This is a genomic window from Methylobacter sp. Wu8, from assembly GCF_036440755.1.
Taxonomy (GTDB): domain Bacteria; phylum Pseudomonadota; class Gammaproteobacteria; order Methylococcales; family Methylomonadaceae; genus Methylobacter_A; species Methylobacter_A tundripaludum_A.
Genome location: NZ_JAZGVT010000068.1, coordinates 39,382 through 57,211, shown reverse-complemented (window position 1 = coordinate 57,211; position 17,830 = coordinate 39,382). Strand labels below are relative to the sequence as shown.

General features: G+C 47.1%; 15 protein-coding genes. 11 read left to right on the top strand and 4 right to left on the bottom strand.

The features are described 5' to 3' along the window. Nucleotides 1-39: 39 nt before the first annotated feature. Entirely contained in the window at nucleotides 40-1,257 is a 1,218-nt protein-coding gene (locus V3O24_RS12475; protein WP_331307469.1) for an FAD-dependent monooxygenase, read from the top strand. A gap of 93 nt (nucleotides 1,258-1,350) precedes the next feature. Beyond that, nucleotides 1,351-1,734: a PilZ domain-containing protein gene (locus V3O24_RS12470; protein WP_104424373.1), complete on the top strand. Its 384-nt coding sequence runs from the start codon at nucleotides 1,351-1,353 to the stop codon at nucleotides 1,732-1,734. A gap of 27 nt (nucleotides 1,735-1,761) precedes the next feature. Here the strand turns inward: V3O24_RS12470 and glnD are convergent, their stop codons facing one another. Continuing rightward, complete coding sequence (gene glnD, locus V3O24_RS12465) at nucleotides 1,762-4,395, bottom strand: [protein-PII] uridylyltransferase (RefSeq protein WP_331307467.1); 2,634 nt, start codon at nucleotides 4,393-4,395, stop codon at nucleotides 1,762-1,764. After that, the gene (gene map / locus V3O24_RS12460) at nucleotides 4,392-5,156 is read right to left on the bottom strand and encodes a type I methionyl aminopeptidase (RefSeq protein WP_331307466.1); all 765 of its coding nucleotides are present in this window, start codon (nucleotides 5,154-5,156) and stop codon (nucleotides 4,392-4,394) included. Before map ends, glnD begins: the two co-directional genes overlap by 4 nt. A 289-nt stretch (nucleotides 5,157-5,445) precedes the next feature. Here map and rpsB point away from each other — a divergent pair, with 289 nt between their 5' ends. The 9 genes from rpsB (at nucleotide 5,446) to V3O24_RS12415 (ending at nucleotide 13,587) form a co-directional block, all read left to right on the top strand. After that, entirely contained in the window at nucleotides 5,446-6,186 is a 741-nt protein-coding gene (gene rpsB, locus V3O24_RS12455) for a 30S ribosomal protein S2 (protein WP_104424371.1), read from the top strand. 113 nt (nucleotides 6,187-6,299) lie between these two features. Continuing rightward, on the top strand, nucleotides 6,300-7,187 hold the full coding sequence (tsf, locus tag V3O24_RS12450) for a translation elongation factor Ts (protein ID WP_104424370.1): 888 nt from the start codon (nucleotides 6,300-6,302) through the stop codon (nucleotides 7,185-7,187). Nucleotides 7,188-7,251: 64 nt separating this feature from the next. Beyond that, nucleotides 7,252-7,983: a UMP kinase gene (gene pyrH / locus V3O24_RS12445; protein ID WP_104424369.1), complete on the top strand. Its 732-nt coding sequence runs from the start codon at nucleotides 7,252-7,254 to the stop codon at nucleotides 7,981-7,983. Continuing rightward, nucleotides 7,976-8,533, top strand: a complete 558-nt coding sequence (gene frr, locus V3O24_RS12440) for a ribosome recycling factor (RefSeq protein ID WP_104424368.1) — start codon at nucleotides 7,976-7,978, stop codon at nucleotides 8,531-8,533. The genes pyrH and frr overlap by 8 nt, the downstream gene beginning before the upstream one ends. Nucleotides 8,534-8,547: 14 nt before the next feature. Further along, on the top strand, nucleotides 8,548-9,336 hold the full coding sequence (locus V3O24_RS12435) for an isoprenyl transferase (RefSeq protein WP_104424367.1): 789 nt from the start codon (nucleotides 8,548-8,550) through the stop codon (nucleotides 9,334-9,336). A gap of 61 nt (nucleotides 9,337-9,397) precedes the next feature. Continuing rightward, a complete protein-coding gene (locus V3O24_RS12430) occupies nucleotides 9,398-10,279 on the top strand; it encodes a phosphatidate cytidylyltransferase (RefSeq protein WP_331307461.1) in 882 nt (293 codons plus the stop codon). Then, nucleotides 10,276-11,460, top strand: coding sequence for a 1-deoxy-D-xylulose-5-phosphate reductoisomerase (ispC, locus tag V3O24_RS12425; RefSeq protein WP_331307459.1), 1,185 nt, complete (start codon nucleotides 10,276-10,278; stop codon nucleotides 11,458-11,460). The genes V3O24_RS12430 and ispC overlap by 4 nt, the downstream gene beginning before the upstream one ends. Next, on the top strand, nucleotides 11,460-12,821 hold the full coding sequence (gene rseP / locus V3O24_RS12420; protein WP_331307457.1) for an RIP metalloprotease RseP: 1,362 nt from the start codon (nucleotides 11,460-11,462) through the stop codon (nucleotides 12,819-12,821). Before ispC ends, rseP begins: the two co-directional genes overlap by 1 nt. A 43-nt stretch (nucleotides 12,822-12,864) precedes the next feature. Beyond that, nucleotides 12,865-13,587, top strand: a complete 723-nt coding sequence (locus V3O24_RS12415) for a DsbC family protein (protein WP_331307456.1) — start codon at nucleotides 12,865-12,867, stop codon at nucleotides 13,585-13,587. 308 nt (nucleotides 13,588-13,895) lie between these two features. Here the strand turns inward: V3O24_RS12415 and V3O24_RS12410 are convergent, their stop codons facing one another. Both V3O24_RS12410 and V3O24_RS12405 read right to left on the bottom strand, forming a co-directional pair. Then, nucleotides 13,896-15,605: a hypothetical protein gene (locus V3O24_RS12410; protein WP_331307455.1), complete on the bottom strand. Its 1,710-nt coding sequence runs from the start codon at nucleotides 15,603-15,605 to the stop codon at nucleotides 13,896-13,898. After that, nucleotides 15,602-17,551, bottom strand: coding sequence for a hypothetical protein (locus tag V3O24_RS12405; protein ID WP_331307454.1), 1,950 nt, complete (start codon nucleotides 17,549-17,551; stop codon nucleotides 15,602-15,604). The genes V3O24_RS12410 and V3O24_RS12405 overlap by 4 nt, the downstream gene beginning before the upstream one ends. Nucleotides 17,552-17,830: the final 279 nt, after the last annotated feature.

Below are 17,830 nucleotides of genomic sequence, written 5' to 3'. Positions count from 1 at the left end.
TAGTCCGAGTGAATTCACCTTAATATGATTTGGTTGATTATGAAAGAAAATTTTGATGTTGTAGTGGTGGGCGGGGGTATGGTTGGCGCTGCCGTTGCTTGCGGGCTCGGCGGGAGCCCATTGCGTGTCGCAGTGATAGAGAGCGCTCCGCCACAGGCTTTTGCTGCCGATCAGCCGCATGATTTAAGGGTTTCCGCACTCAGTATTGCGTCAAAAAACATACTCGAAACCGTCGGCGCTTGGCGTGGCGTCGTCAATCGCAGGCTTTGCCCGTTCCGCCGGATGCGGGTGTGGGAAACGGCGGGGGATACCGAGTTTTGCAGTGATGATATTAATTATCCCGAACTGGGTTATATCGTTGAAAATAGGGTGACTCAACTGGCGTTATTGGAGCGTTTGCAGGATTTTGATAATGTCGAGCTGATGTGTCCGGCTGCAATTAATAAAATCAATTATTCGGCTGGAAAATCGACCGAAGTGGAGTTGAATGACGGCAGGATTTTGTCGGCAAAAGTGCTGGTTGCGGCAGACGGCGGTCAATCCAGGGTCAGGCAGGCAGTGGGTTTGGGCGTAACCAGTTGGGATTACAAGCAGCACGCTTTGGTGATTTATATCGAAACGGAGTACGGGCAACAGGATATAACTTGGCAACGTTTTGTACCCAGTGGTCCGCAGGCGTTTTTACCGTTAACCGGGCATTATGGCTCTATTGTTTGGTATAACTCGCCGGATGAAGTGTGTCGGTTGAAAGCGTTGTCCAACGAAGATTTGCTACGAGAGTTGACGGCGGCTTTTCCCGATTGCCTGGGTCAGGTTAATGCCATCCTGGGGACTGCGAGTTTTCCATTGAAACGCCAGCATGCGCAAAGTTATGTTAAGCCCGGCGTGGTTCTGGTTGGCGATGCGGCGCATATGATCAATCCGTTGGCGGGACAGGGGGTTAATATCGGTTTGCTGGATGCGGCGGCATTGGCCGAGGTGCTGATTGATGCAAATAAACAGGAGCTTGAGCTGGGCGATGTGTCGGTTTTAAAGCGTTATGAAAAAATGCGCCGCAATGAAAACTTGAAAATGATGACGGTAATGGATGTTTTTTACCGGGTGTTTAGTAATCGGGTGTTGCCGGTCAAGTTTTTACGCAACTTGGGACTGGGTTTGGCTGAGCGGATTTTGCCCGCTAAAAATAAAGTGATGCGCGGTGCGATGGGCTTGGAGGGTAATTTGCCCAAGCTTGCCCGAGGTGAACCGATTATTTGATCATTGTTTCCGGCGGTATCGGATGCTGGAATAATTAAATTTTTAAACTAAAATCTTTAAATTTGTGTGATGTGATAGTGGGTGTGGATAGTTATGGAAAGAAGGCTTTATCAACGGGTTCCAATACAGGTTTCTGCTATTGTCACTACCGAAGACGGTGTGCGCATTAAGGTGGTTGCGGTAGATGTATCCAGTGATGGGCTTGGTGTTGAGTGTAATATCAGACAACGGAATATGATTACGCCGGGTGGGAGTTTCGTTCGTGACGGTAAGCCGGTGTCTGTATTTGTTGATCTGAATCTGTTTGATGGGGAGGGGCAGTCGTCCAAAATCGCCGCGCGATGCCAAGTGGTTTTTTCGCGGCGCATGTCTAGCGATCAGTGCAAAATCGGGTTGCGCTATGCCGATATTGGAAGCCATGATCATGAGTGGCTGGTTCAATTTATTGAGAGAAGCGCCGGCATCGAGATGAGTTAATCGGGGCTATGCAGAACCATGTCTGTGTCAGCTTGTTGCGCCCAGCATTTTCAACATCTCTTCGCGTATTTGCTCCTGTTTGGCGGTGTCCGCGATAGGTTGTGAGTGGTTGTCTGTAATGTAAAACATGTCTTCAGCCCGGCTGCCGATGGTGGTTATTTTTGCGCTGTGCAGGTGAATGTTTTTTTGCACAAACGCACGGCCTATTTTTGACAAAAGCCCGGCATGGTCCGTAGTGATGAGTTCAATGATCGTATGCCTGTTTAAAGGGTCCGCATGGAATTGAATGCTGGTGGGGATGGGGAAATGTTTGGCCTGCCTTGATTGGCGGTGAATGTTTTTGTGTTTTTTCACTTCGTGGTGCAGCAGGTTATTGCGAAGCGCGGTGCAGATATGCACTTCTCTGAACAATTCATTGATGGGGTCTCCCGATTGTTCAAGGACCAAAAAACTATTAAGTACATAGTCATCAGTGGTGGTCATGATTCTGGCGTCAAGAATGGTGAGCCCCAGTTGATCAAGCGTGGCTGTGCTGAGTGAAAAAATAGCTTCTTCATTTTTTGTGTAAACAAAAACCTCCGCGCTGCCTCGTTGGGTTTGCGGACGCAGCAAGACCAGGGGCAGCTCATCTTCCTTGGATGAGGCTATGGCAATGGTATGCCAGGCTATTTCATCCGCTGAATATCTTAAGAAATAATCGTCGCTGGCGTGTTGCCAGGATCTGATGATGACCGGTTCGGAGATGCCGAGTTTTATCAGTTCGTCTTTTGCTTCTTTTTTATTTTCAAGCAGGCGGTCCGCTATTTTTACGGGATTGTGCAAGCCTCTGTGCAGGGTGCTGTAGGTCGCCGAATAAAGCTCTTTTAGCAGGGCGTCTTTCCATGCGTTCCAAAGTTCGGGGTTGGTTGCGCGAATATCGGCCACGGTCAGCAGGTACAGGTAGTTCAGGTATTCGATGCTGCCGACGGTTTGCGCGAATTGATGAATGATGTCGGGGTCGCTGATGTCTTTTCGTTGCGCGGTCATCGACATGACCAAGTGATTGCGCACCAGCCAGCATATCAGGTTGGTGTCGTGTGAGGAAAGTTCGTGCTGAACGCAGAATTCCCTGGCGATTTCTTCGCCAATGGCGGAGTGGTCGCCGCTCCTGCCTTTGGCTATGTCGTGGAACAGGCCGGCAAGATACAGTATTTCCGGTTTTGCAATCAGTTGGAAAATGTCATTGCAGAAAGGGAGTTCGTCCAGATGTCTTTCTAAGGCGAAGCGGCGTAAGTTACGGATAACAAAAAGAGTGTGTTCGTCTACCGTGTAAATATGAAATAAATCATACTGCATACGGGCGACAATATTGGCAAAGCAAGGGATATAGGCGGCTAAAATCCCGTAACGATTCATCCGTCTGAGCTGGTCGGTAATGCCTAAAGGTTGGCGAAAGGCTTCTATAAAAAGACGGTTAGCGGCTTTGTTGTGGCGAAATGCGTCGTCGATTAAGTGCAGGTTTTTGCGAATCAGGCGTATGGTTGTTGCCCGGACGCCTTTAATTGAGGAATTCTGTTCCAGGACTAAAAAGAGTTCCAGTAAGGCAAGCGGGTGTCGTTCGAAAAGGGTGTCATCAGCGGCTTCAAGGTAGCCGTTGATGACGACAAATTTGTCGTTAAGGGGGATGGCTTTGCAAATGGCCTCCCCGGAAACGAAGCGTTCATTAAACAATTGCAGCAGCATTTCATTGAGGCGCTCAAGTCCGAGTACGGTTTTAAAGTAAAACTGCATGAACTGTTCGACGTCCTGATTGTATTCCTGATGCTCGGTGCTGAAGCCGAATTGTCTGGCAAGATCGCGCTGATAGTCGAAAATAAGCCGATCTTCGCAGCGATTGGTTAAAAGATGCAGTGCGTAACGAATCCGCCATAGCACTTCCAGGGCGGCAACCAGCTCTAGATATTCGGATTCGGGCATGAAGCCGTATTTAATCAGCTCCTTGAGTGTTGATGAGTTGTAATGGCGCTTGAATACCCAGGCGATGACTTGCCTGTCGCGTAACCCGCCGGGTCCTTCTTTGACGTTGGGTTCAAGATTGTAGGCGGTGTCATGAAATTTCGCGTAACGCTGGCGCTGTTCTTCCATTTTCGCGGCAAAAAACTGATCTGACGGCCAGATTTTGTCTGAAGTGGTTTGTTGTTTTAGTGTTTTGTGCAGCTTTGCGTTGCCGATGATCAGCCGAATTTCCATAAGGCTGGTCATGATGGTTTGGTCGGCTATCGCGGCGTCGATGCATTGATTGATAGTGCGGACGCTTTGTCCCAGTTTTAAGCCGATATCCCATAGAAAGGTAAAGAAATTTGACAATGCTTCCTGGTAGGCGGTTGTGTCTTCGGAATCCAGCAAGACAACCAGATCGATATCGGAGTAGGGGAATAGCTCTCTTCTTCCGTAACCGCCGACGGCGCACAGCGAGAGCTGATCGGTGTGTTCGCCGAGAAAATGTTGCCAGCAGCAGATCAAGATTTCATCGATAAAATCGGATTTGTCTTGAAGTAGTTTGGCGACTGATTTGTGCGGGTTGAATTTTTGTCTTAGTTCAGCATCTTTTTGCTTTAACAGCTGTTTGAATTGTTGCAGGCTGTCTTTTTGGCTGAAAATCGTTTTATTCAAAGTGTTCACATTTCTTCTTGGCGTAAAGTCAGGATTTCATAGCCGTTCTGGGTTACCAGGATGGTGTGTTCCCATTGCGCGGATAAGCTTCTGTCTTTGGTTACAGCCGTCCAGCCGTCGGCCAACACCTTCATATGCCGTTTTCCGAGATTAATCATGGGTTCGATGGTTAATATCATGCCGGCCTCAAGGACTTCTCCCTCACCGGCTTTGCCGTAATGCAGCACTTGGGGCTCTTCGTGAAAGTTTTTACCGATACCGTGTCCGCAAAACTCCCTGACGACGGAGTAGCGATTGGATTCCGCATGTTTTTGTATGGCATGGCCGACATCGCCTAGTGTGGCGCCCGGCTTGACTTGTTGGATGCCTAAAAACATGGCTTCCTGGGTTATTCTAACCAGGCGTTTTGCATGCTGGCTTACTTCGCCGACGCAAAACATTTTGCTGGTATCTCCGTGGTAGCCGTCTTTGATAACGGTAATGTCGATGTTGACGATATCGCCTGATTTGAGTTTTTTCCCGCTGGGAATGCCGTGGCAGATCTGCTGGTTAATTGACGTGCAAATTGATTTCGGAAATCCGCGGTAATTGAGTGGCGCAGGTACGGCGTTTTGGATGTCGACAATATAATCGTGACAGATCTGATCAAGCTCGTCTGTGGTGACGCCGGGAACGACATAAGGCTCGATCATCTCTAAGACTTCGGCCGCCAGCTTTCCGGCGATACGCATTTTTTCAATTTCACTTTCGGTCTTAATAATTATGCTCATAAAAATCAGGTATAAGGCAAAAGGCAAAAGGCGCAAGCGACTGGGTTTTTAGTCGTGAATTTCTCTTCTTGCTCCCGTGTAATAATGCCATTTTAACAGAGATCAGCTTGTTGTGAATGGCTAATTATGGTATAAAGGGAAGTTCTTTTTTGAACTAATACTCACGCCTATCGTCACGTTTGGAAGGGTGCTGGTTACAAGTTATTGTAACCGGTTTCCAATCGGGATAGGTGGAGGCGTAACCCAACTCGGAACAGCGGTTCCGAATTTTTTATCTTAGGAGAAATTAATGGCAGCAGTATCTATGCGTCAAATGCTTGAAGCGGGTGTTCACTTTGGACATCAAACTCGTTATTGGAACCCGAAAATGGCTACATACCTATTCGGCGCACGTAACAAGATCCATATCATTGATTTGGAAAAAACGCTTCCAATGTTCAACGACGCAATGAATTATCTGGGTCAGATGACAGCAAACAAAGGCACCGTCCTGTTTGTCGGCACCAAAAAAGCAGCGCGTAAAGTGGTTGCCGAAGAAGCAACACGTTGTGGCATGCCTTATGTTAACCATCGTTGGTTAGGCGGCATGCTGACAAATTTCAAAACCATCAAGAAATCTATCAATCGCTTAAAAGAATTAGAAGCGATGAAGGCTGACGGCACCCTTTATCAACGTTTCGGCAAGAAAGAAGCGTTGGGTATGGAACGCGAGCTTGAAAAGCTGGAACGCAGTTTGGGCGGAATTAAAGACATGAAAGGCGTCCCTGACGTGATTTTCATATTGGATGTCGGTTATGAAAAGAATGCGATTAGTGAAGCCAAGAAATTAGGTATTCCAGTCGTCGGCATTGTGGATTCGAATAATTCACCGGAAAAAATTGATTACATCATCCCTGGTAATGATGACTCGATCCGTGCCGTTAAACTCTACTGCGAAAGTGTTTCCGCGGCAGTCATGGAAGCTAAAACAGCTAGTTTGGGGTTATCAGCAAAAGCGGATGATTTTGTTGAAGAAGCTGCGGCTGAATAAAATACGGTTTTATTTTTTTACAGGCGCTTTTTGGGCGCTTAGAAGTTAGGCAAAAAAAACGCCTCCTCACGGGGGCGTTTTTATAGTGATGAACTAATGAGGAAAAACAAAGAATGAGTAATACTATTAGTGCTGCAATGGTTAAGGAACTACGTGAAAGAACTGGCTCCGGCATGATGGAGTGCAAAAAAGCGTTAGTTGAAGCGAATGGCGACATGGAATTGGCGATTGAAAATATGCGCAAATCCGGTTTAGCCAAGGCCGATAAAAAATCCGATCGCATTGCTGCCGAAGGCATCATCGGCGTAAAAGTCAGTGATGACGGCAAAACTGTGGCGATTGCCGATGTCAATTGCGAGACTGATTTTGTTGCCAAGGCTGATGATTTCGTGAATTTCGTCAATAACGTCACGGCGGCTTTGTTGAGTTCCGATGTCGAAACAGAAGAACAACTGCTGGCAATGAAGTTGGCCGACGGCACTATCGTAGACGAAGTTCGTCGCGGTCTGATTGCCAAGTTGGGCGAAAATATTACTGTCAGAAGGTTCCTGAAATACCACACCGCTACGGGTGGTACAGCTTGTTATTTGCACGGCAAAAAAATCGGCGTGATCGTTGAATTAGCCAAGGCTGATGACGAATTAGGCAAAGATATTGCGATGCATATTGCAGCAAGTAAACCGACTTGTGTTTCCGACGAGCAAGTGCCTGCGGAACTTATTGAGAAAGAAAAAGAGATTTTCTCGGCTCAAGCTGCAGAAAGCGGAAAACCGGCAGACATTATTGAGAAGATGGTAGTCGGCCGTATTAGCAAGTTTTTGGCCGAAATCACCCTGGTGGGTCAACCTTTCATTAAGGACGATAAAGTTACTATCGGCAAACTGCTTGCATCTAAAGGTAACAGCGTAGTCCGTTTTGCCCGTTTGGAAGTGGGCGAAGGTATTGAAAAGAAAGAAGAAAACTTTGCCGAAGAAGTTATGGCGCAAGTTAGAGGCAATTAATTCACTCTTCGGCTAACTCCGTAGAATACGCATCGATAATAACTACCAGCCCCCGATAATTAAAATGACTAAATTGATTTGCCAGAGAATTTTACTTAAGTTAAGCGGTGAAGCTTTAATGAGTGAGACAGGTGGCAGTATTGATGCAGATATTGTTAAACGTCTTGCTACTGAAATTAAAGAGTTATGCGATGCCGGTCTTCAAATTGGTTTGGTTATCGGTGGCGGTAATATATTGCGTGGCGCGGAAAAAGCTTCGGAAGGATTGGATAGAGTAACCAGCGACCAAATGGGTATGCTGGCTACCGTGATCAATGCCTTAGCCATGCAAGATGCGCTGGAAGCTCACGGACAGCAGGTCAGGGTAATGTCCGCGCTGAAAATCAATCAGGTTTGTGAAGATTATATCCGCCGCAGGGCGGTCAGACATCTGGAAAAAGGCCGGGTTGTTATTTTTGCGGCGGGAACCGGCAATCCTTTTTTTACTACCGATTCGGCAGCCAGTCTCAGGGCGATTGAAATCAATGCCGAGTTGATGATTAAGGCGACTAAAGTGAAAGGCGTTTATTCCGCCGATCCGCAAAAAGACAAGAATGCTAAATTCTATCCACGATTAACTTATGACGAAGCGCTGGATCAGCGCCTCAATGTAATGGACACCACTGCGTTGGTATTATGTCGGGATAATAATGTGCCAATGCGGGTGATGAATATTTTTGAGAAAGGTGCAGTAATGAGATTGATGATGGGCGAAGAGATAGGATCTCTTATTCAACGAGGAACAGATAATGATTAGTGACATTCAACAGGATGCTTCAACCCGCATGGGCAAAAGTATTGAAGCCTTGAAACATGAATTCTCAAAAATAAGGACGGGTAGGGCGCATCCCAGTTTGTTGGATCAAATTAGCGTTACCTATTATGGGACTGAATCCCCTTTATCATCGGTTGCCAACATAGCGGTCGAAGACGCACGTACATTGACGATTACACCGTGGGAAAAAGGCATGGTCCAGGCGATTGAAAAAGCCATTTTGAAATCGGATCTGGGTTTAAACCCTGCTACCAACGGCATGACTATCAGGATTCCATTGCCGCCGTTGACTGAAGAGCGCCGTCGTGCCTTGGTTAAAGTGGTCAAGAATGAAGCGGAGAATGGTCGCGTTGCAATCAGAAATATTCGCCGCGATGCCAATTCAGCAATAAAAGATGCCTTAAAGGAAAAAATGATTTCCGAAGATGAGGCACGTGCGGCCGAAGAAAAAATTCAAAAATTGACCGATCAATATGTAAAAGACGTTGAGAAATTGCTGGAAGCAAAAGAAGCTGATTTACTGTCAATGTAATTGGGATTTAAACAATGTCTACGGATGACTGTAACAGTTTGGAATCGGCCCCCACCCTCAATACAGGGATAAATAGCAACAATCCGCGCCATATCGCCGTTATCATGGATGGTAACGGTCGTTGGGCGCAGAAAAGATTTATGCCTCGCGCCGTCGGGCATCAGGCCGGGGTTAAAGCGGTTCGGAAAATTGTCGAGTATTGCGCGAAGCACGAGGTTGAAGTCTTGACTTTGTTTGCTTTTAGCAGTGAGAACTGGCGTCGCCCCGAAGAAGAAGTGTCATTGTTGATGGGCTTGTTCATGGCGACTCTGCAAAGAGAAATCAATAAGCTGGACCGTAATAACATCCGCTTGCGATTTATCGGCGACAGGACGGCATTTTCTGATAAGTTACAAGCCAAAATGGCCGATGGAGAGGCGCAAACCAAAGATAATAATGCCTTAACGCTGGTTATCGCGGCAAATTATGGCGGGCGCTGGGATATGTGTCAGGCGTTTCGGACAGTGGCGGCAAAAATTGCCGCCGGAGAATTGGAAAATCAGGACATTAATGAGCAGCTGATCAACCAGTACTTATCAACCGCGGATCTGCCAGAACCCGACTTGTTTATCAGGACCGGCGGCGAGCAGCGCGTCAGTAACTTTTTGTTATGGCAACTGGCTTATACAGAATTGTATTTTACCGAAACGCTATGGCCGGATTTCGACCAGAGTTCACTCGAAGATGCTATCAAGAGCTTTAAAAGCAGGCAAAGGCGCTTTGGTTATACCGGAGAGCAACTTGAATCAATTACTTTAAAATAACTGGCCGATTTTTTACTGAAAATTAACACTTAATTCCAACTTCATCATAATAATAATCAAAATGTTACTACAGCGAATTATTACCGCATTAATTCTGGTTCCTCTAGTTGTGCTTGCCGTTTTTCAGCTGCCTTCAGAGTATTTTTCATTGCTTATAGGGCTGATCACTCTTTTGGCGGCATGGGAGTGGGCTAACCTTATCGGTATCAATTCGCTGCTTAAACGCGGGTTGTTTTTGTTCGCGTTGATTCTACCGATGCTATGGCTGCATTTTTGGACACAATTTCTGGAGCTGGCCGCCCAAGTATTGGATTGGCCTGATATCAGGGACTATTCAGGTGCTCTGGAGTGGCTGGTTATACCGCCGGTGCTGTTCTGGATACTGGTCATGATATTAATCAGGAACACGCCTGAGGGCGTTTTAAAGCTGGAAATGAGAACCCGATATAAAGCCTTAATCGGATGGGGTATTTTGTTGGCGACATGGATGTTTTTAAGCAGGTTAAGAGCTTTTTACGGCTCGGAAATGACCTTGTACTTTTTGATTTTAGTTTGGACGGCGGACATTGCGGCTTATTTTGCCGGTAAGAAATTCGGTAAAATCAAGTTGGCGCCTGAAATCAGCCCAGGCAAGACGGTGCAAGGCATGTATGGGGCTTTACTAGCCGGCGCCGTTTGGTCCATAGCGTTCATTGGCTATTATAGCTATCGAGATGGTTTTGTCTGGATGAGAGTATCCGATTTTATAATGTTGTCTGTATTGACGGTGTTGATCTCTATTTATGGCGATTTATTTTTTAGCGTGGTCAAACGTCAGCGCGGCGTTAAAGATACGGGCTCAATACTACCCGGTCACGGCGGTATTCTGGACAGGGTTGACAGTTTGATTGCAGCCATTCCATTTTTTTATGCCGGCATATTATTGATAGGACTGATGTCATGAAAGGCATTTGCATACTTGGAGCGACCGGCTCGATCGGTGTCAGCACCTTAGATGTGGTAGCCAGGCATTCAAGTCTGTACAAGGTTGTTGCGTTAACCGCCAATACCAATATTGACACCCTCTACGAGCAATGTCTGGAGCATCATCCAGAGATCGTCGTTGTAGTGGATGAAGATAAGGCGCGAATCTTTGAACAAAAGCTTAAAGACTCGACGATAGCCGATATAAAAGTCCTGTCAGGCGCCAAGGCCTTGGAACATGTCGCCACACTGGACAACGTCGATTCAGTCATGGCGGCCATCGTAGGCGCGGCGGGCTTATTGCCGAGTCTGGCGGCGGCCAAAGCGGGTAAAACCGTATTATTGGCCAACAAAGAAGCGCTAGTGATGTCGGGTTCTATTTTCATGCAAGCCGTCAGCGATTCAGGAGCACAGTTGCTGCCGATCGATAGCGAGCATAATGCGATATTCCAGTGCATGCCAGCAGGCTATAAAACAGGCATGCAGGCGAAGCAAGCCAGACGTATTTTATTGACCGCTTCCGGCGGCCCTTTCCGGGAAATGCCGGTCGATCAGCTGGTTGATGTAACGCCCGCCCAAGCAGTGGCTCACCCTAACTGGGATATGGGCAGAAAAATTTCCGTGGATTCGGCAACGATGATGAATAAGGGCCTGGAGATGATCGAAGCTTGCATTTTATTCGATATGGCCCCAGATCAGATACAGGTGGTTATCCATCCGCAAAGCGTTATTCATTCGATGGTGGATTATGTAGATGGAACGGTTTTGGCGCAAATGGGCAATCCCGATATGCGCATACCGATCGCTTATTCGATGGCATGGCCGGAACGCTTCGATTCGGGCGTTGAGCCGTTGAATATTTTCGATGTCGGACGTATGGATTTTCAGGAGCCAAGCCTTGAACGTTTTCCGTGCTTACGCCTGGCTTATGAGGCTATTGCTGCGGGCGGCACCATGCCGACTGTTTTGAATGCGGCGAATGAAATTGCTGTCGAAGCATTTTTGAATGAACAGGTTCGCTTTACCGATATTCCGGTTATTATTGAGCGCTGTATGGGAGAATTCGAGGCCAAGCCTGCCGATACGCTGGAAATCATTTTAGATACGGATCAGCAGGCCCGGTTAACGTCTAGGCAGATTATTGAAGAGCTTAATTATTGATGGATTTGCTGCATACACTGTTTTATTTTCTGGTCGCCATCAGCGTCCTGGTTTCATTTCATGAATTCGGACACTTCTGGGTGGCGCGCAAAGCCGGAGTCAAAGTACTCCGGTTTTCGGTCGGTTTTGGCAAGGTTTTATGGTCGTACCGGAAAAAACCAGGTGCGACAGAGTATGCCATATCGGCAATTCCACTGGGCGGCTATGTCAAGATGGTCGATGAGCGGGAAGGCGAAGTCAGCGAAGCCGATTTGCCGTTTGCGTTTAATCGCCAATCTGTATTGGCCAGAACGGCCATCGTTGCGGCAGGCCCCCTGTTTAACTTGGTGCTCGCAGTCGTGTTGTTCTGGAGCGTGTTGGTCATTGGCGAGACCGGCATAAAACCGATACTCGGCGCGGTAGAGCAGGGTACATTAGCCGCAGCCGCAGGCTTTGTTGAAGGCGATGAGATCGTCTCGGTTAACGGCAAGACGACGCCAACCTGGACCGAGGCCATGAGTGTATTAGTATCCTCGGGGCTTGATGGAGAACACAGCATAAAGGTTGAGGTAAGAAACTTTGATGGTCAACAAGCTATCAAGGTGCTTGAGCTTGCCGATAAAGACAGTGAAAGCCCTGATGTATTGTATCAACGCTTAGGCTTTAAGCCCTGGTCGCCAAAATTGCAGCCTATCATAGGAAAAGTGCTCCCCGACAGCGCCGCACTGGCAGCCGGTTTGCAACAAGGCGACCTGATTGTCAGCGCTGACGATACGATGATCAAAGACTGGATGCAATGGGTCGACACTGTAAAACGTCACCCCGATGGCGCAATCAAACTGTTGATTGAGCGGGATGGTGCGCGTTTGACCTTAAGTATTACTCCGAAAAGCGTCAAAGTGGGCGACCAAATTGAGGGTAAAGTCGGTGCATCGGTTTACATCCCTGAAGCACTGATGAAGTCGGTGAGCGTTGAATATGCGTTGTCGCCTCTGGCAGCGATTCCTGTTGCATTTGAAACTACTTATTATTATTCCGTCACCAGCTTAAGAATGATGGCGAAGATGCTGATCGGCAAGGCCTCCGTTGAAAATTTAAGCGGCCCTATCAGCATTGCCCAATATGCGGGGCAGTCCGCCACGATGGGCTTGACTCCTTTTATAAAGTACATGGCCTTGGTTAGCGTCAGTTTAGGCATATTGAATTTATTGCCGATACCGGTGCTGGACGGCGGGCATTTATTGTTTTTTGCGATAGAAGGCATTAAAGGCAGCCCTGTTTCAGAGAGGGTGCAAATATTCTTTCAACAAATCGGTATTGCATTACTTGTGTCGTTAATGGCATTGGCTATGTTTTTGGATATTGGACGATTATTTCAATAATTCAGGAATAAGCGGTTTGTCCCTACTCAATTTAAGGAACATTATGAAAAAAGTTATTAAGATTGCCGCAGTATCGCTACTCGGCCTGGCTTTCTCCGTAGCGCATGCCGATGAAAACGCAATCAGGCAAGCGTTGGGCAAAGCCATGCCATCGGTCACAGTGGGAGCAGTCAAACCTTCTGAAATCAGCGGACTTTATGAAGTAACAGTCGGCGGTAATATCGTTTATGTTTCCGATGATGGCAAGTATTTGATTCAGGGACACTTGGTTGATGTTGCAGCGCGTACCGACTTAACCGAAGAAAAATTGGGCGGCGCTCGTAAACAGGCGTTAGAGAAACTCGGTCAGGATAAAATGATCGTGTTCAAGCCTAAAACAAGCAAATATACGGTCAGCATCTTCACCGATATTGACTGCGGTTACTGCCGTAAATTGCATTCGGAAATCGATCAATACATGGCTGAAGGCATTACTGTCCAGTATTTGTTTTTCCCCAGAGCCGGTAAAGGTTCCGATTCATACCACAAAGCCGTATCGGTCTGGTGCGCCGATGACCGCAAAGCGGCTTTGACGGCGGCGAAAAAAGGCGATACACCGCCGGCTAAAACCTGCGACAATCCGGTTGACGAGCACATGCAATTGGCCGAAGAATTTGAAGTGAAAGGGACGCCGATGATCGTTACCGAAAAAGGCAATATCTTCCCCGGTTATCTGCCCGCAAAGCAGCTGGCTGAAGCGCTGGCCGATGAGAAAGGCCAAAAATAAACAGATTGCTTGTGATGTTGGGGCGGCTTCGGCCGCCCTTGTAATCCAATAAATCCGAGAGCCTTTCATTCTCGTTAAACTATCCCCTTAAGCCGATAAAGCAACTTCAAAGCGTCGCCTATCCGGGCTATCTTCTAGCAAACCTACTACCGCCGGATGGCATTTCTTTGAAGAAAACAAATCCAGTGACGTAGGGTACTCTGTGCGTACCTTTATACCGAGCGAAGTGGAATTTGTTGCGAATACCTTTACGTCAAATGGTACGCACAGCGTACCCTACTTGACTTATTCCGGCGGTGGATTGCCATTCAAGTAGAAGTATTGTCCATCAAAGAGTACCAAAATGCAGGCGAAACAGGCGTTGAAAAGTGCCGATGCGCAATGAGATCAAGCGCTATAAGTCCCACCTTTGTCGCGGGCGATTCAAGAATGACTTTTCCAAATTCCGATTCCCTTATCATATCCATCTGTTTTCGATAGTCTTCTGCCACAGGAGGCAGCAGGATTGGTGCTTCTGCTACGCCTGACTCAAAATGAGCGGGCTGAAAATAAAGGTATTGATACAGGTCTTTTTCAGGATGCCAGAGCTGGATGCAGACGTTGGGGTAATCATCTTTGGCATTTTTCGCCAACACTTCATAAATTTCGTCCATACCAAGAATGACGCTCCAGCCAGCGATAGTCGCCAGCATCCAGGACATTTCCATCATACGGTCTGTCGTCTGTCCACCAAGCCAGCCGCCTTCTTCTACCAAGTCGTCCAAAAAGTCTGTATCAACGGGCACAAATTTCTTCGCTTTGTAGGCGTAATCCACGTTCAGAAACAGTTTCCGCAACCATTTTTTGGCAGCTTCCGTTCGCCCCATGCCAATTAATGCAAATATAGCCAAAGTAATATCTTGGCTATGCCGATCCAGGCAGGGTGAACTGCAAACCCCGTTATTTTGTAACCATGCCTCTAAAGCATCAGTCACTATAATTGCATTGCAATACCAAGACTTTTTCTCTTCCTCCGTAGATACCGGATGGGAGCCTAAAAACAATGTAATACTTGCCAAAATACCGATTTGCTCGAAAGCGATCAGGGAGGATTCTACGCCATTAGAGGCATATTTAGTCAAGCTGTTTTCCACAAAACAGTGCGGTTGAACCCGTGCGAAGTATTGCGACGCAAAACGATAATACCCCCACCAGATCATGCTGAACGGCCCGGCAACAGCGTCCTTTCTGGTTTTTTCATCGGCGAGTTGAATGCGATGCCACGACCATAACATGGCGCGTTCCACGGCCAAGAGGCCTTGCCGGGTGTCGCCATCATCACGTAGCGTCCAGTGTGCGAACGCCTGAGCCGACAGATTGACGATACGCAAGGCTTTCAACAAGGCTTTGCCGGTCTTCGGCTTGTCAATCAACTGCCCCTCGTTATTCAAATCCAGGGTGCGCATAAACAAACGATGCAAATCTCGTCTGTCGTACTCGCTATCGCCTGATAGGGCCAACGCACGGCGTAAATCGCGCCGATCTTGGTCATGAAAAATATGTTCATCTAAGAGATGTTTTTCGATCAGGGTGGCGATAGCATCAGCACCCCAAAATTCAATAACTGCTTTGGCTTGGTTGTCGGTGACAAAACCACTCCAATTGGCTTGTACGGTTTGTTTTAATTCGCCACTGGTAGCAACAACGATGCGAATACTACGGCTTTGATCTTGTGGTTCGAGGTGACACTTCAAATAAACATCAAAAATTTCATCAATGCTTTGGCGAACAGCCTGATTCCCGCTATTCCATTCCGTGCGCCCAATGTCGCCTTGCTTGACCACTAAGAGCAATAACTCGTCAGTCCCTGTGTCTGAATTTTCACCTCTAGCTGCGATGTCTACTCCGTATTGCCGATTGCCTGTTTGTGGACGAGCTACGGGAACGTAACCCATTTCCACGAGCAGGTCAGGCAGTAAACGATCCAGCTCATCCCGCTCTTTAAGCGTGCGCAGGTATTCAGCGATGACCAGTTTCATTCTTCACCTCGTTTGGCAAACCTGAGCCCTAATTTTGTGATTTCATCGTTGAGAGGATCAATAACATATTGAGCTGGTAACGTAACTGAATAGGAATGGGATCCAAGGCGGTTGATGGGGCCAATCTTGCCGCCATAGATGGAAAAACTACCTGTGCCTGCTTTTAGCTGGATTTTTGTAAAAACATTTTGCCATACCGATTGCTCGTCTGCCTTATCCCTCGCCTCTCGTGTTTCCCTTGATTTTTTCAATGCAACGGCATGTCGTATGCGCTCGGGGATTGGCGGGCGTAGTTCGTGTCTAATGGGCAACTGGTTGATTGCTTCGGTGTAAGCAAGTAGTTCTGCATGGGCGGATTTTAATAATTCTTTTACTTCAGGCGTAACCCCCTCCAATTTTTCTTGAATAGCTTTCAATGTGGCATGAGAATAATTTCGTCCTACTTCGTTAACCAACAACGCGTGTACCCATCCGAAAGTTCGCTGCTGAGCCTCATTGGTCTTCAACAATGAAAAGGTCAGTGAAAGTAAAGCTTCTTCATGAAAAGTCCAGCCTATTAACCGCCGCACAAGGTACTTAAAGTCATCGGCATTCAAAGTGTCGAGAATTTCTTTAGCAAAGACCGGTTGCTTGACTCCATGCACCCATAAATGACTAATTAGATTAGCATAAGCCGCAGCCAAAACACGCTCATCAGAAATCAGCCAGCGCGTAATCAATTCATTTAACAACGGCTTGTTTGCCAATTTCATCATGCTTTGGGGAAAACACAAATCCAACTTTTCATCCGAAGCTCTGCTGCTGTAATGTTTAAGCATCCAAGCAGTTAAACAGTCATATACCAGTTGATCTGGGATACCCGTTTCGATCAACCTTGAAAGCGAAGAGTCAAAATTATTTGCGAGTCCGGCATCTAAATCGATTAAGGCATCCAGCATCTCTGCCAGATTTGGATGGTCTTTGACGATTTTGGGATTCATAAAAACGAAGTTGCCTAGCACCTGCAACGCTGCTTGGTTGTCGGGTTGCGCATGTAACAACAGCTCGGCAACCAATTCCGGTTGCGATACAGCGGCATTTGATAGCGCCTGCCAAGCTTGCCGACTGACATTTGAATCCGAATGATACCCCATCGCCTTTAGAATTTCTTGAACACGGTTTTTCAAATCGGGTTCCTTTTCCCAGTGATGACTCAATCGCCCCAGTATCCACAAAGCACCTGCCAATCGCTCATTGCAAGCAGAGTCGGTATCTGACATTGCAAGTTCAATGGCCTCACGGGCTTGCCCGGCGGCGACCAAGCCGCTCAAAGCCGTTCCATACAAATTAGTATTCGCTACTGACATGTTTTCTCGGACAAATGTGTATAGCTCTCTGGCAAGATGGATGTGTGCCGTCAAATAGTCGCTCAGTTGATTGAAAAACATATCGCCTGAGGTTTTTGAATGTTGCACTGTCGCTAATTCGACTATATCCACCACACTTATATTGGCGATAAACGGCAGTGCATTGCCGATACTTCTCAAAACATCAAAAACGTTGTGAACATCCGAATTGGCGATTGCTTCGGTTCCGGCGTTTAGAATATTCAACTTTTCAGACATCAACCCCAAGAATCGTCCGTCGGTAAAATCAGTATGTCCAATTTCCTGAATCCATAATTGGTGTGCTTCATCAAACATTGTTCGTGCATCCGGCGGTAATTCTGACTCCTCGAATTTGCGGAAACTATGCACTGCTGTACAGTGACTTCTGGCTTCAATTGAGGTGAATTTCAATTCATTACCGTCGATGCAATAAAGTTCATCGATCTGCTTGGGCGAAAAGGAAATGGGTGTTAAAACTTCAATCGTGATGTTTGGGGTGCGCTGGTAATGAAGTTCGGACGCAAGCCGTGCGACGTCTTCGGGAATTTCTGCGAGTATAGGGCTAAAGAATCTGGGCATAATCGTTGCTGTTGGGTTTCAGGCGTATTTGGCAATGGACTGTCGTAGTCCATAGGATACGTTGAGCTACGGAGCGCATCGTTTGTGATTGCTGTGGATTCCTCGGAGTCACATCCTATGCAGGTTGGTAATTCCATATCATCAGCCTGCAACTGTGAACGATTCTAACATGGCAACCAATTGGCGTAAGGTTATAATGCATTTGTGATGTGGGCGGAAAGTTGTATTCTGGCGTTTTACAGATAATTCTGTGTATTACCAGATGCAGCGCAATCCAGG